Raw genomic sequence first — 21884 nt, 5'->3', positions numbered from 1 at the left:
CTCCCGCGGTGACCGCCCGACCCAAGGGCCGTGTGGTCGTACCGGTGCAGCCCGCCCCGGCCGCCGGAGGTTTCCCGACCCCCGGCCGCCTTCCGCGCGGGCCGCGCCGACCGGGCCGCCGCCCGGAGCGACGACGGGACCCCGCACTCCGAGGGAGCTGCGACGCACCATGCCGATCCACGCCAGCGTGAAGCACCCGCACGACGACGCACCCGACACCGCCGGCGCGTTCCGCCGGATCGCCACCCTTCCCGACGGTCCGGAACGCGACGCGGTCCGCGACCGGATCGTCGAGGCGTGGCTGCCCATGGCCGAACGGCTGGCGGGACGGTTCCGCAGCCGCGGCGAGAGCTTCGAGGACCTGCGCCAGGTCGCGGCCCTCGGCCTCGTCAAGGCCGTCGACCGGTACGACCCCGAGCGCGGCAACGCCTTCGAGAGCTACGCCGTGCCGACCATCACCGGCGAGATCAAGCGTCACTTCCGCGACCACATGTGGACCCTGCACGTGCCGCGCCGGGTCCAGGAACTGCGCAACCGCGTCCGCATCGCCCGCCAGGACCTGTCCCAGACCATCCCGGGACGGGCGCCCACCGTGACCGAGATCGCCGAGCGGGCCGATCTGAGCGAGGAGGACGTCCGGGCCGGGCTGGAGGCGCTGGAGAGCTTCACGGCCCTGTCCCTGGACGCCGAATTCCCCGGCAGCGAGGACGGCTACTCGCTCGGCGACGCCCTCGGGGCCCCCGACCCCGCCCTCGACACGGTCGTCGACCGCGAGGCCGTCAAGGAGCGTCTGGCCGCACTGCCCCCGCGCGAGCGCGCCATCCTCTACATGCGCTTCTTCGACGACATGACGCAGAGTCGCATCGCCGAACAGCTCGGCATCTCCCAGATGCACGTCTCCCGCCTGATCACCCGCTGCTGCGACCGGGTCCGTGAGCAGGTGCTCCGCGACCCGGACCCGGGAGCGTGAGGCGGGAACCGGTCCCGGCTCGACGGCGGACCGACGGCGCGAGCGCACGGGTGCGGGGAGGGCGGCTCGAAACCTCCGCGTCACCCGCCCGGACGGTCCGTTCGCGCGAACGGCGCATGGTGACGCGCGTGCCCGTGCCGGGCGGGCTGTGATGGCCGAGGGGCGCGAGTGCCGTGCCCCCGCAGCCGTCGCTCGAAGGAGCCCGCCCCATGCGCCGCACCGCCCGCGCCCTGTCCGTCGCCGTCCTGGCCAGTGCCGCCCTCGGCGTCTTCGCGGGGGCCGGCGCGGCCGACCCGGGCGTGCCGCCGCCTCCCACCGGCGCCGGGGAACCCGTCGAGCCGCCGGCCCCCGACGACTCGGGCGCCGTGCCCCCGCCGTCCGTCGACGAGGGCCTCCATCCGGCTGCCGGGCAAGCCGCCGCGCGGGTCACTCCGGCGGACGTGGCCCCGGGCGGCACCGTCACCGTCTCGGTCTCGTGCGGCCCGACCGGCGGGGCCGCGCCGGCCACGCTGGACGCCACGTCGGCGGCCTTCGACGCGGGCACCGTCGTCCTGCGCAAGGTGGCGGGCGACGAGGGTACGGCGTCCGGGCCGGCCTACCGGGGCACCGCGCGCATAGCCGCCGCCGAGGACTTCGAGGCCGAGGGGCCCACGGAGAACAGGACGGACACGGAGGACGCGCAGGGCGCCACGAAGGACTCGGACGGCGCCGCGGACGACTGGACCGTCGACGGCGCCTGCCCGGACGCCTCCGGCGGCGAGGGCGATCCGTGGAGCGCGACCATGACCGTGCCGGGGGAGGGCGTCGCGGGGGCCGCCGAGCCGGGGTGCCGGGAATCCGCCGAGCCGCGCGCGGGGACCTCCACGCACGGCACGGCCTGTGCGACCGCCGAGCCCGCGTGCCCCGAACCAGCCACCCCGCGAGGCGGTCCCTCCGCGCAGGGCACATCCTGCGGCGGCGCGACGGCGGAGCACGGGGTACGGGCGGGCACCGGCGGGACCTTCGGCGACTCGGTGCCCGCCCTGGTCGCCGGCGGCGTCCTGATCGCGGGCGCGTGCGGCGCGGCCGCGCACCGGCTGCGGCTGCGCGTGCGCGGGGAGGACGGGCAGCGCTGACGAGCACGGGCGCATCACGCGCTCGGCGTGTGATGCGCGCAACCGGAACCGGAGTGATGGCGGGGCCGCACGATGGGTACAGGGATCAACGACCGGCGAGCGAGCACACGGCGCGGCGGCGGCAGGGCACGGCACGGAGAGGCACCACGGACCGCGCGGAGGTACACATGCGGCGCACGGACCCCGGAAGCCCGGCCACCGGACCCGACGGCCGCGACACGGCGGGCCGCAACGGCGCGGGGCGTGCGGGCGCGGACCGTTCCGGCACAGGTCACGACCCCGTGGAACACGACCCCGTGGGACACGACGCCGCGGGTCGTGACCCCGTGGGCCGTGACGCCGCGGGCCGTGACGCCGTGGGTCACGGTCCCGTCCGTTACGGCCCCCACCTCCCCGACGACGGGCTGCCGGTGCTGCCCGAGCTGTCCGCCGTACTCGCCGCCGCCGCGGGCCGCGCCCGCGAGGAGCCGGCCGGTGGTGCCCCCGCCCTCCTGGACGCCGCGAGCGGCTACTGGGACCGGCGCGGCCTGACCACCGAGCCCGGCCACCTGGCCGCCGCCCCCGGCGCCAACGCCCTGCTGCTCGCGCTGACCGCCGCACTGGGCGGCGACGTCCTGGTGCCCCGCCCCTGCGCCGCCTGGTGGGCACCGTACGCACGGCTGCTGGGCAGACCCGTCTTCCACGTGCCGACGCCCGCCGAGTCCGGCGGCGTTCCCGACTCGTACGCCCTCCTGGAGACCGTCCGCCGGGTCCGCGCCGAGGGCGGCGATCCCCGCCTGCTCGTGCTGTCCGTCGTCGACGACCCGACCGGCACCGTCCCGCCGCCCGAACTGCTGCACGAGACCGTCGAGGCAGCCGCCGGCGAAGGACTGCACCTGGTCAGCGACGAAACCTGGCGCGACACCCTGCACGACCCGCACGCCACCGTGCTGCTCAGCCCCGCCGAGATGCTGCCCGAGCGGGTCACCGTCGTCACCGACCTGGCCGGCGCGCTGCTGCCGCCGGGCTGGCCGGCCGCCGTAGCCCGGTTCCCCGCCTCCGCCGCCGGGGACGGTCTGCACGCGCGCGTGCTCGACGTGCTCACCGCGCTCGGTGCCCGCGTCGCCGCGCCCGTCGCCGCCGCGGCCGGATACGCGCTCGACGAGCCCGAGCCGGTCACCGCCCGCCGGGCCGCCGCCGTACGCCTGCACGCGCGCGTGGCCGCCGCCGTGCACGCGGCCGTCGTCACCGCGGGTGCCACCGCGCGGCCCCCGCAGGCCGGCCGTCACCTGTACGCCGACCTCGGCCCGCTGCGCGACGCGCTCGGCGCCGAGGGGGTCGGCGACGCCCAGGAACTGGAGGACTTCCTCACCGCCCGGCTCGCCATGCCCGCTCCCGGCGGTCACCGCTTCGGCGACGACCTGCAGGCCCTGCGGATCCGGCTCGCCACCGGGCCCCTGCTCGGCGCCGGCACCGACGAGCAGCGCGCGGAATGCCTCACGTCCCCCGATCCGTTGCAACTGCCACACGTGCAACGCGCGTTGACCGGTCTGAAGTCGGTCTTCGACGGTCTACGCGACGCTCAGCGATGGGAGCCCCCTCGATGACGCAGCAGCCCCGGTCGACCACGAGCACGCCCGCCTCCACCGGGGGCGCCGACGTGTCCTCCGGGTCCCCGCCGCTCGCCGATCCCCGGCCGCCGGCCGAGCGCCGGGTGTGGCCGCGGACCTTCCACGACCGGCTGACCGCGCCGCTGCCCGGCCTGAAGGCCTTCGCCAGATTCGCCCGCGAGGGCGCGGTGAGACCCGGTCCCGCCGGCCTCGCCGACATCCCCAGGCTGCCCTACGCACCCGGTCCGCTGCCCCGCGTGGACGCCCGCACCGTCGCCGTCACCTGGGCCGGACACGCCAGCTGGGTGGTGCGGATCGGCGGCCTCACCGTACTGACCGACCCCGTCTGGTCCCGCCGCATCCTCGGCACCCCGGCCCGGGTCACCCCCGTCGGCGTCGCCTGGAGCGCCCTGCCCCGCGTCGACGCCGTCGTCATCAGCCACAACCACTACGACCACCTGGACGCCCCCACCCTGCGCAGGCTCCCGCGCGACACCCCCGTCTTCGCGCCCGCCGGCCTCGGCCGCTGGTTCCACCGCCGCCGCTTCACCAACGTCACCGAGCTGGACTGGTGGGAGGCGACCGAGCTGAACGGGGTCCGGTTCGACTTCGTCCCGGCCCACCACTGGTCCAAGCGCACCCTCACCGACACGTGCCGCACCCTGTGGGGCGGGTGGGTGCTCACCGGCCCCGACGGCCGGCGCGTCTACTTCGCCGGTGACACGGGGTACGGGCACTGGTTCGCCCGAATCGGCCGCCGCTACCCCGGCATCGACCTCGCCCTGCTCCCCATCGGCGCCTACGACCCCCGCTGGTGGCTCAGCGACGTGCACTGCGACCCGGAGGAGGCGGTGCGGGCCGCCCAGGACGTCGGCGCCCGGCACATGGCGCCGATGCACTGGGGGACGTTCGTACTGTCGGCGGAACCGGTACTGGAACCCCTCACCCGGGTACGCGCCGCCTGGCAGCGCGCGGGCCTGCCCCGCGAGCGCCTGTGGGACCTGCCGGTCGGCGGCTCCCGCGTGCTGCGCTGACCACGGCCGCACCAGCCCGACGCCCCGGTCGGGCGGCTGCATCCGCCCACCCCCCGGCCCACGGACGAGGCACCCGACGACACCCTCACGCATCGCCCCGCCGCTCACCCCGCCGTGCGCAGTCCTGCCATCGCGAGGTGAGCGCAACGACATGCGGCGGCTCCCGCATCTGCGCCCACAGCGACTGGAGACGCCCCGGCCTCGCGCCTCGCGCCTCGCGCCTCGCGCCTTGCCCTCCGGCCTCGCGCCTTGCCCTCCGGCCTCGCGCCTTGCCCTCCGGCCTCGCGCCTTGCCCTCCGGCCTCGCGCCTCGCACCTCGCGTCCCGTGCCCCGCACCTCGCGTCCCGCCCGCCGTGCGGTGGGACACCCCGCCCGGTGCCGCTCACGACACCGCGGGGGCGGTGGGTCCGGGTCGGCCCGGGGCTCCCCGGCCGACCGCCGGCGGCCTACGCCTTCGCCGGTCCCCGGAACCGTCGCCACACGCCCGGTGCCGTGCTGACCAGCACGGTGAGTGCGATCGCCGCGGCCACACCCTCCCACGGCCTGCTGAACAGCGCCCCGCTGAGAATCCCGATCAGCTGGTACGTCACCGCCCAGGCCAGGCAGGCCGGCAGGTTGCCCCGGGCGAAACGGCGCAGCGGCCACTCGGCCAGCAGGCAGGCGAGCATCACCGGTATCCGGCCGGCCGGCACCAGCCGGGAGAGCACCAGCACGGCGACGTCGTGCTCGGTGAGCTTGTCCCGCGCCTGCTCCAGCCGGTCCTCCGGCGCCCGCGACCGGATGGCCTCCAGCCAGCGCGAGCCGTTCTTCGAGCCGACCCCGCGACTGCCCAGCCAGTACAGCGCCATGTCCCCGCAGAACGCGGCCAGCGACGCCGTCGCGAACACCATCAGCATCGCGAACGGCAGCGTCTGGTGCATCGCCACCACCGCCGCCGAACTGACCAGTGCGCCCGTCGGCACCACCGGCACCAGGGCTCCGAACAGCACCAACAGGAACAGGGACGGATAGCCGAACGCCTGCTGCGCCGGCGCCGTCGGAATGCTCACCGCCGCAGCGCCGAGCCAGCTCACCGCGCGACCTCCACCCGCACACTCTCGCCGTGCCCCAGCCGGTGCACCGCCACCCCCGGCGCGCGCAGCGCCGACAGGCGCACGAACTCCTCGCCCGGCGTGTGGAACTCGTGGGGGCGCACGGCGGCCATCCCGATCGGCCAGTACGTGCCGTAGTGCACCGGCACCGCGACGCGCGGCGCCAGCCGGGCCAGCGCCTCGGCCGCCCGCCCCGCGTCCAGGTGCTCCGCACCCAGGTACGGGCCCCAGCCGCCCACCGGCAGCAGCGCCGCGTCGACCGGTCCGACTTCCTTCTCCATACCGTCGAACAGGTCGGTGTCCCCGGCGAAGTACGTCCGGGCCTCGCCTTCGACGACATAGCCGAGCGCGGGCACACGGTGCCGTCCGACCGGCAGCCGCCGCCCATCGTGCCGGGCCGGCACGGCCCGTACACGCAGGTCACCGACGTCCGTCACCTCACCCGGCGACACCTCGCCCACGTCCAGGTGCCGGAGCCGGCGCAGCCCCGGCACCGCCCGTCGTGCGCCCCGGGGCACGAGCAGGCGCGTGCCCGGCGCGAGCCGCGCGAGGGACGGCACATGCAGGTGGTCGGCGTGCAGATGGGACACCAGTACCACGTCCGCGCGCCACGCGTCCGGCGGCGGCACCGCGCCCCGCCTGCGGCGCAGATGGGCCAGCCGGCGGACGAACAGGGGATCGGTGAGCACCCGGATGTCCGAATCCTCGACCGTGCAGGTGGCGTGTCCCCACCACGTGAGCTCCACCGGCACTCCTTTGCCTCCTTCGCGCGACTGCCCGAAGCCTACGTCCAGGAGTAGGGTCGGCGGCGAAAACGGGGAGGTGACGGGAGGTGAGGGGGGACACCATGAGGCCGGTGCGGGTGACGGCGATCGCGAGTCTGACGCCGTTGGAACAGCTGGACGACGACCCCTTCCTGGTCGACTCCCGCAGCCAGCACGCCATGTGCGCCCGCTGGGCCGCTGAGCACGGCTACGTCGTCGCCAGGGAACTGCTGGTGCGCGGCCTGCGGCACGACCACGGCGCCCTGTGGGACGGAGTGCGTCCCGGGCACGACCTGTTCGTGGCCCCCAGCCACCGGGTGCTGGAGAGCGCGCTGTCCTCCGTGGAGGAGTTCACCGCGGAGTGCGCGCGGCGCGGCGTCCGCGTCGAGACCGTCGGCCACGCGGAACCGTCCTACGACGCCCGGATGAAGGCGTGCGTGCACCGCAGGCTGTCGATGCCGACGGCGGGATACGACGGCCGCTGACCGCCGCCGTGCGGTGTGAAGCGGACCCGGGGGGACAAACGGGCACTCCGGAGCGTTGTGGCAGGGTGGGGACGGCCCGCACGGACGACGGGCCGGGGACGTGAGGTGTGCGGAGCGTGGGTGGAGGCCGTTGGCGCCGGGTCGCCAGTCAGATCGGGCGGAGTGCCACCGTGTGGGCCGTGTCCACCCTCACCATGCTCGTGCTGGCCGGCATCCTGCCGGACTTCCGGCTCCAGTCGCCGGACGGTGACAGCGCCACCGACATCGCCGTGACCGCCGCGGTCGGCGCCGGCGCCTTCGGCCTGCTCTCCGCGCTGGCGTGGCCCCTGATGGTCCGCCTGCTGCTCCTGGTGCCGGCGCTCGTCCTCGGGCTGCTGGTCTTCTTCCTCAACGGCGGACTGCTGCTGCTCGCCATCGACGTGAACCCGGCCGGGAGCGGCGGTGTCGCCCCCGAGACGGCGGTCGTGGTGGCCGCCGTCATGTCCGCCGTCGCCTCCGCCACCGGCGGTGCCCTCGCCGTGCGCGACGACGACGCCTACCGGCGCCGGCTGTACCGCCTCGCCGACCGCCGCCGCGGATCGGGGCCACCGTGCCCGCCCGGCCCCGGCACCGTCTTCCTGCAGCTGGACGGCGTCGGCCACGACGTCCTCAGGGACGCCGTCGACAGCGGCACCCTGCCCACCGTCGCCCGCTGGCTCGGCCGCGACGGCGCCTCCGCGACCCATCGGCTCGACCTGTGGCACACCGACTGGTCCAGCCAGACCGGTGCCAGCCAGCTCGGCATCCTGCACGGCAGCAACCACGACGTCCCCGCGTTCCGCTGGTACGAGAAGGACAGCGGCGAGGTCATGGTCTGCAACCGCCCGACCAGCGCCGCCGAACTCCAGCACCGCGCCGTCCGGCGCACCGGTGACGGCGGACTGCTCAGCTTCGACGGCGCCAGCCGCGGCAACCTGTTCGGCGGCGGCGCCGACGAACAGGCCCTCGTGCTGTCCATAGCCACCCGCCGCCGCAGCCGTGAGACCCGCTCCAGGTCCGGCTACTTCGCCTACTTCTCCGACCCGGCCAACGCCGTGCGCACCGCGATGTCCTTCGTCGCCGAGGTGTTCCGCGAGATCGGCCAGTCCACCCGCGCCCGCGTGCACAAGGTCCGCCCGCGGGTCTCCCGCGGCGGCCTCTACCCCTTCGTCCGCGCCTTCGCGACCGTCGTCGAACGCGACGTAGTGGTCGCCGCGGTGATGGGCGACATGCTCGCGGGCCGTACCGCCGTCTACGCCGACCTGGTGGCCTACGACGAGGTGGCGCACCACTCCGGGCCGGGCGGCCGGGACGCCGCCAAGGTTCTGCGACGGCTCGACCGGGCCCTCGCGCTGATCGAGAACGTCGCCGACCACGCCCCGCGCTCGTACCGGATCGTCGTCCTGTCCGACCACGGCCAGAGCCCCGGCGAGACCTTCCGCGCCCGCTACGGCCTGACCCTGGGCGACCTGGTGCGGGCCGGCTGCGGACTGCCCGTGCCGCGCCGCGCCCAGCGCACCCGCAGCGGCGCCGAGGCCCGCAACACCGTGCGGGCCGCCCTGCACCGCCCGGTCGAGGAGGGCGCCGGACAGCAGCGGCCCGCCGACACCCCCTCCGGACGCGGCACCGAACCGATCGTGCTGGCCTCCGGCAACCTGGGCCTGGTCTCCTTCCCGGACGTGCCGCACCGGATGACCAGGGAGGAGATCGACGCCCGCCACCCCGCCCTGCTGCCGACCCTCGCCAACCACCCCGGCGTCGGCTTCCTGCTGGTGCGCAGCGAGGAACACGGCGGTGTCGTGCTCGGCGCGCGCGGCGCCGAGGTGCCCCTGGACCGGCTCGACGAGGACTCCGGGCCGCTCGCCCCCTTCGGGCCCGGCGCCGCCGACGCCGTACGCCGCACGCACTCCTTCCCGCACACCGCCGACATCATGGTCAACTCCTTCCACGACCCGGCCGACGGGGAAGTCCTCGCCTTCGAGGAGCAGATCGGCTCGCACGGCGGGCTCGGCGGTGCCCAGTCGCGTGCCTTCCTGCTGTCACCGGTCGTGCTGTCCGCACCGGCCGGCCGGGGCGAGGAGATCGTCGGCGCCGAGCGGATCCACCGGGTGCTCCGCCGCTGGCTGCGCGAGTCGAACGGCCCGCAGGTGCCCGTGGAGGGGGACGACGCTCCACGGCCGAACGCCGTCGAAGGCGCGCCTTTCCCCGTCGCGGACGGGTTCGTACAGGACAGAAGCGCCTGAGGGGGAACGACACCGGACCGTGCCCGGACACGGGCGTGGGCGCCCGCTGCGCGGCGGTCCACCAGGGTGCGCTGTCCCTCATGGCGGGCGTGCCGGTCCACGTGGTCACGGCGGCCCGGCGGCAGCGCGTCCCGCACGGAGACCGGTCTTCCGGGTGAGCCGGACCGGAGTGTGATCGGATGGGGGTGAGGAACCCGGGCACGGGCTCCCACCACCCCAGTACCGCAAGGGAATCCGGAAAGGATCCGCCGTGGCAACCACGCGCTCCGCACACACCGTCTGGGAAGGCAACCTGCTCGAGGGCAGCGGCGTCGTCACCTTCGACTCGTCCGGCATCGGCGCGCAGCCGGTGTCGTGGCCGTCGCGCGCCGAGCAGGCCAACGGCAAGACCAGCCCCGAGGAGTTGATCGCCGCCGCCCACTCCAGCTGCTTCTCCATGGCGCTGTCGCACGGCCTGGCCGGCGCCGGCACCCCGCCCACCAAGCTCACCACCTCCGCCGACGTCACCTTCCAGCAGGGTGAGGGCATCAAGGGCATCCACCTCACCGTGGAGGGCACCGTCCCGGGCATCGACAACGACGCGTTCGCCGCCGCCGCCGAGGACGCCAAGAAGAACTGCCCGGTCAGCCAGGCCCTCACCGGAACGACCATCACCCTGTCGGCGAAGCTCGCCTGACCCCGGCCGCGAGGCCCCCCCCGCCAGTGCTCCCTCGCGCCCCGGCGTCGACACCCCGAACCGGTGCCGCGACGCCGATGCCGTGGACACCCCGGCGGGGGGAACGAGCGGCGCGTGTCTCAGCCGAGCGGTGGTGCCGGCGACGGCGACGAAAGCACCGTGCTCCCGGAGGGGGCGAGCCCGCCCCCGGTGTAGGTCCAGGTGCTGCGCGCCAGCCCGGTCGGGCAGCAGTTGGCGTCGTCCGCGCCGTAGAACTGCTCGGTGACCGTGATCCCGCCACGGGTGATCTTCTCGACCCGGAGGAGGTTGGGCGGTTCACCGAGCCGGGGCTGCTGGCCGACGAGGGTGCCGATCAGGCGGAGCCGCCCGGCCGCACCGTCGAACACCAGGACGCCCATGGCCCGTTGCCCCGCGGCGGTGGAGTCGTGATTGGCACAGAGCACGGGCAGGGCCGCCTCCCAGGCGCCGTCCCCCGTGAGGTCCCCGTAGACCACCTCGTTGGTGAAGGCCCCCACGTCCTGGGGCATGTCGGGCTCGGGCCGGTCGAACGTCGAGGACACCCCGGTCGCCGTCCCGTCCCGGAGCCTGATGCCGCCCCGGTGCCTGCACAGGCCGCCCGGGATGGTCGCGTTGGCCCAGTCGTACCCGGACAGGTCGAGAGGGCGCCCCTCCCGCCTGCCGTCCGGCTCACCGGGTTTCGACGGCCCAGCGGTGCCGTAAAGCCACCAGGCGCCGCCCGCGAACAGGAGGGCGGCCACGGCCGTCACCACGGTGAGGAGTGTTCCCCGCCGTGCGGACCGGTTCGTCATCTGCCTCTCCTCGAACGGCTCGGAGTCTCGGGGTGCGCGTGAAGGCCGGAAGACCGCAAGGTCACGGTGAGACGGCTCCGGCGAGTGTCGCCGGATCGCCGGTGAAGGCCCGAGGGCCGGCCCGGACGAAGGCGCCGGCGGCCGGGGAGGCGGCGCCGCCCACGTACAACGCCCGGTAGGCGGAGTAGGGGTGGGACGGGTCGGCTCCCTCGGCCAGTGCGGTGAGCCGGAAGGGGGGACCCTGCTCCGGAACGCGCTGTACGACCGGCTCCTTCTCACCCGGCACCACGACGCGCAGCAGGAACGAGTACCGGCAGTCCTGGCGGCGTGTTATGACGTACAGGCTGAGCGTCTCGGTCTCCCCGGGGGCCAGGACGACGGACTTCCGGGCGAAGTAGTCCTGCCCCTCGGCGTCCGCGGCGAAGAGGGTCTGCGCGTCCAGGTCGTAGGCCAGGCTGATGTTCTCGTCCTCCCCGGAGCCGCCGACCGGGGCGTAGAAGAGGGTTCCGCCTCCCGCCGGGTCCCGGCAGTCGCGCTTCTCGACGTCGATGCGCGTGATCCGCACGGTCTTGGCCGCCGCCCCGCTGAGGGTGACGTCGACGCGGGCGTTCTCCGCCTGGACTCCCCGGTTCCGGTCGAGCCAGGACGAGAACGTCTTCGTCTTCGCGTCGCCGCCCCCGCGCCAGAACTGGTCGTGGTTGATCTGGTCGAGCTGGCCCGGCGTCAGGTCCAGGCGGAGCGGCAGGACGAAGCTCGCCGCCTGGCCGGAGGTGACGACATCGTCCACGGAGACCGGTTCGCCCGCCGGTTCGTCGGAGGACAGCGCCCACCACGTCACCAGCGCGGCCGCTGCCAGAAGCAGCACCGAGACACCGGTGCCCGTGACGCTGCGGGACACCGGCCACGGGCGCCGTGCGCCGTGCCGCCGCGCCGGCACGTCCCCGGCCTCTTCCGGCGCGGCACCGGCGGACGACGCGTCGGACCGCAGCCCTCGAACCGGCTCCGGCTCCGAGTCCGGCAGCGGTCCCGGGCCGTCGTGAGCCGTGGTTCCCGCGGCCCAGGGACGCGACCGCGCCGCGGCGTCGATCCGCTCCGCGTGGTCGTACAGCGTGTGCTGGAACAGCTTGAGCAGGGTCGTTTTGCGCTCTCTGACGGTACGGGGCGTCAGCTTCGACTTCGGGTCCGGGTGCAGCCACTCGCCGGCGATGCCCTGACGTACGTCCCGGTTGCCGCTGGAACCGGAGGCCCACCGGCCCGGTGACTGGTCCGGTGTCCAGGTGACCAGGCCGAACAGAGCGCCCACCGCGAGGGTGTTGCGGACCTCTTCACTTCGCCGCCGGTCGTCATAGGCGGTCTGTGCCTCCTGGACGATGTCCTTCAGAAGGCTGTAGAAGGCGCGGGCACGGTTCAGGGGAGTGTCCGCCGTCGGCACCGAGGCCGCGGGCAGCAGGGCGAGCAGATGCAGACAGTCCTCGATGACGGGTCTGGTCGCCTGCTCGTCGGCCAGGCGCGTCAGCTCCTGCAGATGTTCCGAACCGTGGTCGATGGACGACAAGGCCCCCCCGTTCGCCGTGCCCGGGCCTGCCCGGGAGGTTAGCGCAGTCGGTGGGACGCGGCACCGTATATGCGTGGACGTGCCGCCGGCCGACTGCCAGCCCGCTTCCAGCCCGGCCGCCGAAGCCGCGTTCTGGCAGGTCGGGGGCGGTTCCGGAATTCTTCCGCCGGGTCTCCGGCCAACTGGCGCGCACAGCAGCAGTGTTGTTGCCGGGCGGTGCACGAGGCATGGCCCTGGGGAGTGACCGGGACATCGGAGGATCTCATGCGGTACTGGGAGTACCTGGAAGCGGCGACGCCCGTCGCCGTCGGATACACGCTGGGGCGTCTGCACCAGTGGTCGCGGATGTGGCGCGGCACACCGCTGCGGCGCCGGCTGGAGAAGGCGGTGGACGCCTTCCGCAGGCCGCAATAGCCGGTGGGACCCGAGGAGGCGTCCGCGCGCGGCGGTCGACGGAGCGGCCGGGTCACGGCCCGTCGCTCGGGCCGCTCGGCCGCCCGTACGCTCCCAGCCCCGCCCGCCCGCTCCCGGCCCCGCCGGTCCGGGCGCGGCCCCGGCTGCCCGGGGCCGCGCGACCGGTGGACGACGTAGGACCGGGTCAGGTACCGCGGCGGCGCGCTGACACGCGTACCAGACGGGTGTACGGCGCCAGGGCGATCAGCACCGTCCCGACCACCGCGTGCACGTGGTACGGCACCGGAACACCTTCCATCGGCTCCGTCTCCGAGCCGTGCGGCAGTGCCCCGGCGTGCCCGAGGACGATCGGGTCGTTGGTCGTTGGTAGTTGTCGGTGTTGGTCGTGCGGTGTCGTCTCCTCGCGGCCTCGGTGGCGGGTCGCCGGGTCGTCGCCCGATCAGAAGCTCTCGCGGTACGCGCGCAGAACCTTCTCGGTGCGCTGGGTCGAGGCGGCGCGTGCCGTCATGTGGTCCAGGACCTCCAGGTGCGCCGAGACCTCGGCCCGGGAGTCCAGGTACAGCGCGCCCGTCAGGTACTCGGTGAAGACCATGTCGGGCAGCTCCGGCTCCGCGAACCGGAACAGCGTGAACGGCGCGTACGTCCCGGGGTGCGGCCCGTCCTCGAACTCGGCGACCTGCAACGTCACCCGGTCCCGGGCCGCGAACTCCAGCAGCTTGTCGAGCTGCTCGCGCATCACCCGCCCGTGGATGCTCACCGGGCGCCGCAGCACCGTCTCGTCCATCACCACCCACAGGTGGGGAGGGTCCGGGCGCTCCAGCAGCCGCTGCCGCTCCATGCGCAGGGACACGTGCCGCTCCACCGCGTCCCCGCCCGCGTTGCCGATCGTCCCGGCCTCCAGGACCGAGCGGGCGTAGTCCTCGGTCTGCAGCAGCCCCGGCACGAAGTGCGGCTCGTAGGAACGGACGATCCGCGCCGCGCCCTCCAGACTCACGTACATGCTGAACCAGTCCGGCAGCACGTCGTGGTACCGCTGCCACCAGCCCGGCTGATTCGCCTCCTCGGCGAGTGCGACGAACGCGGAGACCTCGTCCGCGGCGACGCCGTACGCCGTCAGCAGGAGCTGGACATACGGTATTTTCAGCGCGACCTCGGCCGTCTCCATGCGCCGCACCGTCGCCGGGGCCACGCGGAGCACCTTGGCGGCCTCCTCGCGCTTGAGGCCCGCTGTCTCCCGCAGTTCCTGCAGCCGTCTGCCGAGGACCACCTGGCCCACGGTGGGTGCGGCCCGCCGCTCGCTCACGCCACGCCTCCCCAACGCGCCCAAGTCACACCGCAGTCTGTCATGTTCCTCTGTCAGTCTCACAGGGGTGTTCGTGGATCAAACGCACTACCTGCCGGGTAGTCGACCGTTGAGGCCCGGAGCGGGACCGTGGAGCCACCGGGTACCGGTCCGGCGCACGGCCGGCACGCCCAGCACGCCCAGGACGGTCGGCACGCCCGGCACGGCCGGGGTGGTGCGGACGGTGCTCCGGGCGCCGCGGTCACCGGATGCGCGCTGCTTCGGTTCCTCGCCCTGAGGCAAAGTCAGGGCAGCGACGCGCGCAGGTACTCGGCCGTCGCCGGATCGGCCGGGAGGAGTGTCTCGACGGCCAGTTCGGCGACCGTCACGTCCATCGGGGTGTTGAAGGTGGAGATGGACGAGACGAACGACAGGACCCGGCCCCCGTGCTCGATCCGCAGCGGCAGCGCGAAGTACGGCGCCGGCTCCTCCGGCTCCTCGGCCGGCGCGGTGCCGGCCGCGCCCTCCCGCCAGGGCTCCGGCAGGGGATAGGCCGCCACCTCGTCGTGCAGCTCCCGCAGCGGCTCCGAGCGGTGCAGGGCGATCTGCCGCCCCATCTGCTCCAGCAGGTGCCCGCGCCACTCGCGCAGGTTGCGGATGCGGGGCGCCAGGCCCTCAGGGTGCAGGGTCAGCCGCATCGCGTTGAGCGGCGGCGCGAGCAGATGCTCCGCGACGCCCTCCGTCAGCATCGTGATCCCCCGGTTGGCCGCCAGCACCCGGTACGTCGCGTCGACGACCAGCGCCGGATACGGTTCGTAGCCCCGGATCAACCGCTCCACGCCCTCGCGCACCGCGCCCAGTGCGGGGGCGTCCAGCGGTGTCTCGGGGTAGTGCGGGGCGTAACCGGCCGCGAGCAGCAGCGCGTTGCGTTCCCGGACGGGGACGTCCAGGTGCTCGGCGAGGCGCAGCACCATCTCCTCGCTCGGCCGGGAGCGGCCCGTCTCGACGAAGCTGATGTGGCGGGCGGAGGAGTCGGCGCGCAGCGCCAGTTCCAGCTGGCTGACCCGCCGCCGCACCCGCCAGGCCCGCAGCAGCGGGCCCACGCCCCGGTCGGTGGGGACGGTGCCGGACACGAGTGCGGTCATGGGCCGAACGGTAGTCGACGGCGGGCCGCGCCGGGGGTGCCGTGCCTCCCGGCCGACCCTCCCGATCGGACCGCCTGACCAGCCCTCTCGACCAGGGCTCCGGTGGCCGTGCTGTGGCAGGCTGAAGGGGGCCCGCCCATCGGACCCCGTGCCTCGGACTGTCCGCCGGGCCCCGTCCACCGGACCCGTCCACCGGCCCCGTCCACCGGACCCGTCCACCGGCCCCGTCCACCGGACCCGTCCACCGGACCCGTCCATCGGCCCCGTCCACCTGACCCGACCACCGGAGCCCGCCCGTCGGGAACCGTCAGCAGAGGAGCGCAGCCCATGCCCGTCGAACCGCTGTCGCCGCAGGAGATCGAGGAGCGGCTGGCCGGGCTCCCCGGCTGGTCCCTCGACGCGGGCCGCCTCACCCGCTCCTACCGGCTCGGCTCGCACTTCGCCGCGACCGCGATGGTCGTCCACATCGCCCAGGTGCAGGAGGAACTCGACCACCACTCCGATCTGACCCTCGGCTACCACACGGTCGCCCTCGCCGTGCACACCCACAGTGCGGGCGGCGCGGTCACCGAGAAGGACATCGAGCTCGCCCGCAGGGTGGAGGACCTGGCCGCCGGTCACGGGGCACACTGACGGTGTGCTCGACTACGACAAGGAAGCGGAACGCTACGACGACTCCCGCGGCGGTGAGCCCCGGGCCGCGGCCGCCGCGGAGGCCGTGCTGAGCCTGGTGCCGCCGCGGTCCCGTCTTCTGCTCGACGTGGCCTGCGGCACCGGCATCGTCACCCGGCGCCTCGCCGCCGCACGCCAGGGCGTCCGAGTGGTGGGCGTCGACCTCGCTCCCGCCATGGCCGGACGCGCGGCCGCCCGGCTGCCCGGAGCCGTCGTGCTGGCCGACAGCCGCCGACTGCCCTTCCGGCCGCAGGAGTTCGACGCCGTCACCAGCGTGTGGCTGCTGCATCTCGCCGGGGGCGGCGACCATGCGCGGGCGATCGTCGGTGAGTGCGCCCGCGTGCTGCGGCCCGGCGGGGTGTACGTGACCACGGTCGACAAGGGCGCCTCGCACAACGTGGGCAGTGACATCGATGCCGTGCTCGCCACTCGTCCGCCCAGCACCGCCCACGACGCCGCCCGCCTCGTCGAGTCGTACGCCCGCGAGCAGGGCCTGCTCCCCGCGGGACGGGCCCGCTTCACCGGCCACGGCCAGGGCCGCAGCCCCCGCCGGACAATCGCGGACCTGCGGCGCGGCTGGTTCGTCACACTGCCGCCGGGCGAGCCGCTCGCGGAGGAGTTCGCCGCCCGGCTCGCCGCCCTGCCGGACCAGGACCGGCCCCGGCCCGACCCCGTCTTCACCCTCGCGGCGTTCACGAAGTCGTAGGCGGTGAGCGGCAACCCGGCCGCCCCGGGCGGCGACTGAGAGGCGGAACCCATCCGTCCTCCAGGAGGTTCGTCCCGTGAGGCACCCCCACACGTACCGCAGACGCCCGCTCGCCCCGGCCGCCGCACTCGCCGCCGCCGCGCTCGTCGGCGCGGGTCTGACGACGCTGGCCCCCGGCACCGCCGAGGCCGCCACCGCACGCCAGGTCGAGGCCCTCGACCGGGGCGTCGTCAGCGTCCACACCGGCGACGGCAACCTGGTCAGCTGGCGCTGGCTGGGCACCGACCCGGACGACGTCGCGTTCAACGTCTACCGGGCCGGCACGAAGGTCAACGCCGGGCCGATCACCGGCTCCACCACGTACTTCCACCCCGGTGCGCCCTCCCAGGCCGACTACACCGTCCGCGCCGTCGTGAACGGCACGGAGCAGGGCGACTCGGTCCACGCGATCCAGTTCCGGGCCGGCTACAAGGACGTCCCGATCAGCCCGCCGCCGGGCGGCACGACCCCAGACGGCGTCTCCTACACCTACGAGGCCAACGACGCCTCCGTCGGCGACCTCGACGGCGACGGCGCGCTCGACATCGTCCTCAAGTGGCAGCCGACCAACGCCAAGGACAACTCGCAGTCCGGCTACACCGGCAACACGGTCGTCGACGGGATCACCCTCGACGGCACCCGCCTGTGGCGCGTCGACCTGGGCCGCAACATCCGCTCCGGCGCCCACTACACCCAGTTCCAGGTGTACGACTACGACGGCGACGGCGAGGCCGAGGTCGCCATGAAGACCGCCGACGGCACCAAGGACGGCACCGGCGCGGTGATCGGCGGTCCCTCGGCCGACCACCGCAACTCCTCCGGCTACGTCCTGTCCGGCCCCGAGTACCTGACCATGTTCAACGGCCGGACCGGCAAGGCCATGGGCACCGTGGACTACGTCCCCGCCCGGGGATCGGTCGCCTCCTGGGGCGACTCCTACGGCAACCGCGTCGACCGCTTCCTGGCGGGCACCGCGTACCTGGACGGCTCCCGCCCCTCCCTGATCATGGCGCGCGGCTACTACACGCGCACGGTGATCGCCGCCTGGGACTGGCGGGACGGCCGGTTCACCCGCCGCTGGACCTTCGACACCAACTCCTCCACCAACAGCGGCAAGGGCTACGACGGCCAGGGCAACCACCAGTTGTCCGTCGCGGACGTCGACGGCGACGGCAGGGACGAGATCGTCTACGGCGCCATGGCCGTGGACGACAACGGCTACGCCCTGTGGACCACGAGGAACGGCCACGGCGACGCCATGCACGTCGGTGACCTCGACCCGTCGCGCGCCGGCCTGGAGGAGTTCAAGGTCGACGAGGACGGCTCCAAGCCCTCGTCCTGGATGGCGGACGCCCGCACGGGCCGCATCATCTGGTCCACCGGCGCGAGCGGCGACAACGGCCGGGGCGTCTCCGGCGACATCTGGTCGGGCAGCGCGGGCGCCGAGTCCTGGTCGTCCGCCGAGAGCGGCATCCGCAACCCCAGGGGCGCGGTCGTGAACAGCCGCAAGCCCTCCAGCGCCAACTTCCTGACCTGGTGGGACGGCGATCCGGTCCGCGAACTCCTCGACGGCACCCGCATCGACAAGTACGGCACCTCGGGCGACACCCGCCTGCTCACCGGCTCCGGCGTGGCCTCCGGCAACGGCACCAAGGCCACCCCGGTCCTGGCCGGCGACATCCTCGGCGACTGGCGCGAGGAGGTCGTCTGGCGCACGTCGAACAACACCGCCCTGCGCATCTACTCCACCCCGTACGACACGAGCACCCGCATCACGACCCTGCTCCACGACACCCAGTACCGCACCGCTCTGGCCTGGCAGAACACCGCCTACAACCAGCCCCCGCATCCGAGCTTCTTCCTCGGCGACGGCATGGCCACGGCCCCGAGGCCGTCGGTGCACACACCGTGACACGGGCCCGGCCCGACGATCAGTGCGGCAGTTTCACCACGTAATCTCCACATGAGGACCTCCCGGGGAGATGATGCGACACGCACCTGCGTCGCCCCCCCGGGGAGCATGAGTAACACCACCACACCACCGCCCACGCGCCCACCGGCGCCGAGACGGCGGCACGAGCGAGGGCGACACCGCCGTGGCCGAGGAGGAGACCGCCCCGGTCCCCGAGGAATCCGGCCCGGCCCCCGAGGAGACCGGTGCGGCCTCCGAGGGCGCCGGTGACGGCGTCCACGCGCCGGACGAGTCGGTCACCCACGGGTCCGATGCCGAGGCCGGCCCGTCCGGAGCGAGGCGTATCCCGCAGGCGGGCCCGAGACCGGGCTTCTCGCCCGACGGCCGGTCAACGTGCCGTGGGGCTGCGAGATGCCGAAGGGCGAGAAGCTCGTCCGGACCGGGGTCGTCCCCGCTACGAGTCGGAGACGGCCGTCTTCACAGGACAGGTCAAGTAGCGACCGAGCACGTCCGGCCGGCCAGCTCGAACACGGACGGTGCCGCGTTCGTACCCGACCGGCTCCCCGTGAAGCCGAAGCTCACCGAGGCGCCGGGTGCGACCGTGGCGTTCCAGGCGGCGTTCCCCGCCGTCACCGTCGTACCCGACTGGGTGTGCTCGGCGTTCCACATCCGGGCCACCTCCTGGCCGCCCGCGAACGACCAGCCGAGGGACCAGCCGTTCCAGGCCGACGCGCCGGTGTTGGTGAGCCGCACGTCCGCCTGGAAGCCGCCCGGCCACTGGTTCGTGATCGTGTACGTCACCTCGCAGGCGCCGGTGGGTGCCGGGCCGGGGTCCGGCCCGGGGTCGGTGCCGCCGTCGCCGCCCGCCGTGTCGCCGTAGACCACCCCGCGGCCGTTGGTCGCCACGTACACCCGGCCGTACACCCGCGGATCACCGGTGATCGCGGCACCGGTCCAGCCCCACTGGTGGGCGTCGTCGTTGACGCGGGTCCAGGTCGCGCCCTCGTCGGTGGAGCGGAAGATGCCGCGGACGCCGTCGATCTCCGCGCTGGTGAAGAGGGTCTGGTAGGAGGCGTCCGGGGCCGCCTTGCCGAAGCCGACGGTGTCGGCCGCGTCGACGTTCGGCAGCTTGGTGAAGGCCGCTCCGCCGTCCGTGGAGCGCCACAGCCCGTACGGGCCGTCCGCCGCCCCGCCGGCCAGCCAGATGTCCCCCTCCCCGCCCGGCAGCGCCTTGAAGCGGACGCTGTCGCCGGCGGGCAGGCCGGTCGCCGCCGAGGCCGTGAAGGTCGCACCGCCGTCCCTGCTGACGTAGAACTTCCCGGACTTGAAGCCGTAGAAGGTGGCGGGGTCCACGCGGTCGGACTCGACGACCGCGCCGGCCGGGATGCCGGTGGAGGCCTGCCAGGACGTGCCGAAACCGGTGGTGTGCTGCACGCCGGCGCCTTCGGGGCTCCACACGAAGCGGCCGCCGTCCGCGCCCGCCGCGACCGTGCCGCCGCCGCTCACCCCGGACGGGTCGGTGCCGCCGAACCAATGGGCTCCGTTGTCCGTGGAGAACGCGATGTGCGGCCCCGAGTCGAGGTTGCCGGCCCGGACCACCGTGTCCGGGTTCCTCTCCGCGAAGTCCAGGCTCGTGGTGGAGGTGAAGTTCGGCGAGGTGTACATCATCGAGGGGACCTCGGTCAGGCTCGTGTGGCGGAAGCCGCCGATGTCACCCAGCGCACTGAGCAGCGGGGCGCCCGACGGGGGCGAGGCCAGGTCGTTGACCGCCGTCTCCTCCAGGCCCCGGACCATGGGCTCGATCGCGAAGACGCCGCCCTCGTCGTCCCAGTTCGTGAGGTTCTCCGTGCCGTAGACCGTGGCGCCCGTCCCGTACATCATCCGGTCCGGGTCGAACGGGTCGATCTCCAGAGCCTCCGTCATCCAGCCCAGCTTCGGTGTCTGCTCGGGCGGCGTCGGGTTCGCGCCCCAGGTGAGCCACGGGGACGACGACACGTCCATCGTGTAGCGGTTCACGCGGTCGGGATACGACGTGTAGCTCCATGCCCGCGTCCAGGTGCCGCCGCTGTCCGTCGAGCGGAAGATCTGCGTGTCCGGCCACCAGGAGCTGTACGCGGTCGCCATCACCGTCCCCGGATGCTGCCGGTCGACCGTCAGGCCGCTGAAGCCGTAGGAGGTGTCCGCCTCCGCGACCGGGCTGACGTCCGTCCAGGTGCCCGTCGCCGTCGCGTACCGGTAGAGCCGGCCCTTGCCGCCGTCGTACGGGCCGCCCGTGTCGCTGTAGGCGAGGTACAGGTATCCGTTCTCGGTGTCCAGCACGCCCTTGTGGGCCAGGTAGCCCGTGGGCTGGCCGGCGATCCGCTCCCAGGTCGCGCCCGCGTCCGTCGAGCGGTAGACCGCGTTCTCCTTGTCGGCGACCCCGACGTAGACCGTCCTCGTGGCCGTGCCCGCGCCGCCCGTGGACTCGTCGAAGGCGACCCAGGTGATGCCCTGGTTGTCGGAGGCGTAGCCGGACGTGTCGCCGGGGTCCTGCGCGTAGTCGCCGGGGTTCGGGAAGGCCGTCACCTCGGACCAGGTGACGCCCGCGTCGGTGGACCGCCACAGGCCGTGGCCGCTGGGGGCGCCCAGGTAGAGCACGTCGTTGTCGTGCGGGTCGACGGCCAGGCGCTCGCCCATGCCGCGGCCCGGCATGTTGCCGCCCAGCTTGAACGGCAGGTCCGTCTTCTCCCAGGTCGCGCCCCGGTCGGCGGAGCGCAGCACCGCGCCGTTCTCCGGGTCCCAGTCGTTGGTGTACGTGCCGACCGCCGCGTACACCCGGTCGGGGTCGACCGAGTCGGAGGCGACGCTGACCACGCCCGTGTGGCCCCAGTCGTCCCAGCCGACATGGTCCAGCAGCGGGGTCCAGGTGTGGGACGCCTCCTGCCAGCGGTAGGCGCCGCCGATGTCGGTGCGGGCGTAGGCCAGGTCCTTCTCGGCGCGGCTGAAGACGATGCCGGGGACGAAGCCGCCCCCGTCGATGCGGGCGTTCTTCCACGTGTAGGTGTCGGCGGTGACGGCCGCCTGCGGTGCGTCGGCGGCCAGCGCGGTGGGCGGGCCGCCCGTCAGGAGGCCCGCCGCGAGGGCCAGCAGCACGGTGAGGATCCGGGTTCTTCGCACAGTGGGGAACCGTCCTTCCGTCAGGAGGAGAGCGCATGCGAGGACCGGGCGGCCCCGGCGTGGTCGGGGCCGCCCGGTCGAGTGGTCCCGTCGTCCGGTGACGAGACCGAGCACGCGGAGCCGTCAGGCGCCACCGGGAAGGAAGCGGTCCCCCCGCGCCCCCGAAGGGGCGCGGGGAACTGCGCGGCCGGCCACGCACCGGCCCCGCA

The 21884-nt window shown here is 74.3% G+C and carries 19 protein-coding genes; 11 read left to right on the top strand and 8 right to left on the bottom strand.

Annotated elements, in window-relative coordinates:
* The first annotated feature begins 169 nt into the window (after positions 1 to 169).
* The 4 genes from ACGFYH_RS21865 (at position 170) to ACGFYH_RS21850 (ending at position 4708) form a co-directional block, all read left to right on the top strand.
* A complete protein-coding gene (locus tag ACGFYH_RS21865) occupies positions 170 to 970 on the top strand; it encodes an RNA polymerase sigma factor SigF (RefSeq protein ID WP_393804819.1) in 801 nt (266 codons plus the stop codon).
* A 209-nt stretch (positions 971 to 1179) separates the two neighbouring features.
* Positions 1180 to 2085: a hypothetical protein gene (locus tag ACGFYH_RS21860; RefSeq protein ID WP_393804818.1), complete on the top strand. Its 906-nt coding sequence runs from the start codon at positions 1180 to 1182 to the stop codon at positions 2083 to 2085.
* Between the two features lie 167 nt (positions 2086 to 2252).
* Positions 2253 to 3671, top strand: a complete 1419-nt coding sequence (locus ACGFYH_RS21855) for an aminotransferase class I/II-fold pyridoxal phosphate-dependent enzyme (protein WP_393804817.1) — start codon at positions 2253 to 2255, stop codon at positions 3669 to 3671.
* Complete coding sequence (locus tag ACGFYH_RS21850; protein ID WP_393804816.1) at positions 3668 to 4708, top strand: MBL fold metallo-hydrolase; 1041 nt, start codon at positions 3668 to 3670, stop codon at positions 4706 to 4708. The genes ACGFYH_RS21855 and ACGFYH_RS21850 overlap by 4 nt, the downstream gene beginning before the upstream one ends.
* A gap of 446 nt (positions 4709 to 5154) precedes the next feature.
* Here ACGFYH_RS21850 and ACGFYH_RS21845 read toward each other — a convergent pair whose 3' ends face one another.
* Together ACGFYH_RS21845 and ACGFYH_RS21840 are read right to left on the bottom strand one after the other, a co-directional pair.
* Positions 5155 to 5781, bottom strand: a complete 627-nt coding sequence (locus ACGFYH_RS21845; protein WP_393804815.1) for a DedA family protein — start codon at positions 5779 to 5781, stop codon at positions 5155 to 5157.
* Positions 5778 to 6551 (bottom strand): MBL fold metallo-hydrolase, encoded by a 774-nt coding sequence (locus ACGFYH_RS21840; protein WP_393804814.1) that lies wholly within the window; start codon positions 6549 to 6551, stop codon positions 5778 to 5780. Before ACGFYH_RS21840 ends, ACGFYH_RS21845 begins: the two co-directional genes overlap by 4 nt.
* A gap of 95 nt (positions 6552 to 6646) precedes the next feature.
* Between ACGFYH_RS21840 and ACGFYH_RS21835 the strand changes: the two genes are divergently transcribed.
* From ACGFYH_RS21835 to ACGFYH_RS21825, 3 genes are all read left to right on the top strand, one after another.
* Positions 6647 to 7048, top strand: coding sequence for a hypothetical protein (locus tag ACGFYH_RS21835; protein WP_393804899.1), 402 nt, complete (start codon positions 6647 to 6649; stop codon positions 7046 to 7048).
* Between the two features lie 116 nt (positions 7049 to 7164).
* Positions 7165 to 9309, top strand: a complete 2145-nt coding sequence (locus ACGFYH_RS21830; protein ID WP_393804813.1) for an alkaline phosphatase family protein — start codon at positions 7165 to 7167, stop codon at positions 9307 to 9309.
* 250 nt (positions 9310 to 9559) lie between these two features.
* The gene (locus ACGFYH_RS21825) at positions 9560 to 9985 is read left to right on the top strand and encodes an OsmC family peroxiredoxin (protein ID WP_393804812.1); all 426 of its coding nucleotides are present in this window, start codon (positions 9560 to 9562) and stop codon (positions 9983 to 9985) included.
* Between the two features lie 119 nt (positions 9986 to 10104).
* Here the strand turns inward: ACGFYH_RS21825 and ACGFYH_RS21820 are convergent, their stop codons facing one another.
* Both ACGFYH_RS21820 and ACGFYH_RS21815 read right to left on the bottom strand, forming a co-directional pair.
* Positions 10105 to 10794 (bottom strand): hypothetical protein, encoded by a 690-nt coding sequence (locus ACGFYH_RS21820; protein ID WP_393804811.1) that lies wholly within the window; start codon positions 10792 to 10794, stop codon positions 10105 to 10107.
* 61 nt (positions 10795 to 10855) lie between these two features.
* Entirely contained in the window at positions 10856 to 12349 is a 1494-nt protein-coding gene (locus ACGFYH_RS21815) for a hypothetical protein (RefSeq protein WP_393804810.1), read from the bottom strand.
* A gap of 264 nt (positions 12350 to 12613) precedes the next feature.
* Here ACGFYH_RS21815 and ACGFYH_RS21810 point away from each other — a divergent pair, with 264 nt between their 5' ends.
* Complete coding sequence (locus ACGFYH_RS21810) at positions 12614 to 12763, top strand: hypothetical protein (protein WP_393804809.1); 150 nt, start codon at positions 12614 to 12616, stop codon at positions 12761 to 12763.
* Positions 12764 to 12947: 184 nt separating this feature from the next.
* Here the strand turns inward: ACGFYH_RS21810 and ACGFYH_RS21805 are convergent, their stop codons facing one another.
* From ACGFYH_RS21805 to ACGFYH_RS21795, 3 genes are all read right to left on the bottom strand, one after another.
* Complete coding sequence (locus ACGFYH_RS21805; protein ID WP_393804808.1) at positions 12948 to 13061, bottom strand: respiratory nitrate reductase subunit gamma; 114 nt, start codon at positions 13059 to 13061, stop codon at positions 12948 to 12950.
* 141 nt (positions 13062 to 13202) lie between these two features.
* Positions 13203 to 14066, bottom strand: coding sequence for a helix-turn-helix domain-containing protein (locus ACGFYH_RS21800; RefSeq protein ID WP_393804807.1), 864 nt, complete (start codon positions 14064 to 14066; stop codon positions 13203 to 13205).
* Positions 14067 to 14350: 284 nt separating this feature from the next.
* Positions 14351 to 15190 carry a helix-turn-helix domain-containing protein gene (locus ACGFYH_RS21795; RefSeq protein ID WP_393804806.1) on the bottom strand — a complete coding sequence of 280 codons (840 nt, stop codon included), beginning with the start codon at positions 15188 to 15190 and terminating at the stop codon, positions 14351 to 14353.
* Positions 15191 to 15517: 327 nt separating this feature from the next.
* Here ACGFYH_RS21795 and ACGFYH_RS21790 point away from each other — a divergent pair, with 327 nt between their 5' ends.
* The 3 genes from ACGFYH_RS21790 to ACGFYH_RS21780 all read left to right on the top strand — a co-directional run bounded on the left by ACGFYH_RS21790 (position 15518) and on the right by ACGFYH_RS21780 (position 18519).
* Positions 15518 to 15823: a 4a-hydroxytetrahydrobiopterin dehydratase gene (locus ACGFYH_RS21790; RefSeq protein WP_393804805.1), complete on the top strand. Its 306-nt coding sequence runs from the start codon at positions 15518 to 15520 to the stop codon at positions 15821 to 15823.
* A gap of 4 nt (positions 15824 to 15827) precedes the next feature.
* On the top strand, positions 15828 to 16568 hold the full coding sequence (locus ACGFYH_RS21785; protein WP_393804804.1) for a class I SAM-dependent methyltransferase: 741 nt from the start codon (positions 15828 to 15830) through the stop codon (positions 16566 to 16568).
* A 76-nt stretch (positions 16569 to 16644) separates the two neighbouring features.
* Complete coding sequence (locus ACGFYH_RS21780) at positions 16645 to 18519, top strand: rhamnogalacturonan lyase (protein ID WP_393804803.1); 1875 nt, start codon at positions 16645 to 16647, stop codon at positions 18517 to 18519.
* Positions 18520 to 19008: 489 nt separating this feature from the next.
* Here ACGFYH_RS21780 and ACGFYH_RS21775 read toward each other — a convergent pair whose 3' ends face one another.
* Positions 19009 to 21675: a cellulose binding domain-containing protein gene (locus tag ACGFYH_RS21775; protein ID WP_393804802.1), complete on the bottom strand. Its 2667-nt coding sequence runs from the start codon at positions 21673 to 21675 to the stop codon at positions 19009 to 19011.
* Between the last annotated feature and the right edge of the window lie 209 nt (positions 21676 to 21884).

Source organism: Streptomyces sp. NPDC048392 (assembly GCF_043200575.1).
Classification (GTDB): Bacteria; Actinomycetota; Actinomycetes; order Streptomycetales; family Streptomycetaceae; genus Streptomyces.
The sequence above is the reverse complement of the archived record's forward strand: the minus strand, read 5'-3'. Positions and strand labels throughout refer to the sequence as shown.

Coding starts and splice junctions, on each gene's coding strand:
- ACGFYH_RS21865 (WP_393804819.1), top strand. CDS start 170: ATGCCGATCCACGCCAGCGTGAAGCACCCGCACGACGACGCACCCGAC.
- ACGFYH_RS21860 (WP_393804818.1), top strand. CDS start 1,180: ATGCGCCGCACCGCCCGCGCCCTGTCCGTCGCCGTCCTGGCCAGTGCC.
- ACGFYH_RS21855 (WP_393804817.1), top strand. CDS start 2,253: ATGCGGCGCACGGACCCCGGAAGCCCGGCCACCGGACCCGACGGCCGC.
- ACGFYH_RS21850 (WP_393804816.1), top strand. CDS start 3,668: ATGACGCAGCAGCCCCGGTCGACCACGAGCACGCCCGCCTCCACCGGG.
- ACGFYH_RS21835 (WP_393804899.1), top strand. CDS start 6,647: ATGAGGCCGGTGCGGGTGACGGCGATCGCGAGTCTGACGCCGTTGGAA.
- ACGFYH_RS21820 (WP_393804811.1), bottom strand. CDS start 10,794: ATGACGAACCGGTCCGCACGGCGGGGAACACTCCTCACCGTGGTGACG.
- ACGFYH_RS21810 (WP_393804809.1), top strand. CDS start 12,614: ATGCGGTACTGGGAGTACCTGGAAGCGGCGACGCCCGTCGCCGTCGGA.
- ACGFYH_RS21805 (WP_393804808.1), bottom strand. CDS start 13,061: ATGGAAGGTGTTCCGGTGCCGTACCACGTGCACGCGGTGGTCGGGACG.
- ACGFYH_RS21795 (WP_393804806.1), bottom strand. CDS start 15,190: ATGACCGCACTCGTGTCCGGCACCGTCCCCACCGACCGGGGCGTGGGC.
- ACGFYH_RS21790 (WP_393804805.1), top strand. CDS start 15,518: ATGCCCGTCGAACCGCTGTCGCCGCAGGAGATCGAGGAGCGGCTGGCC.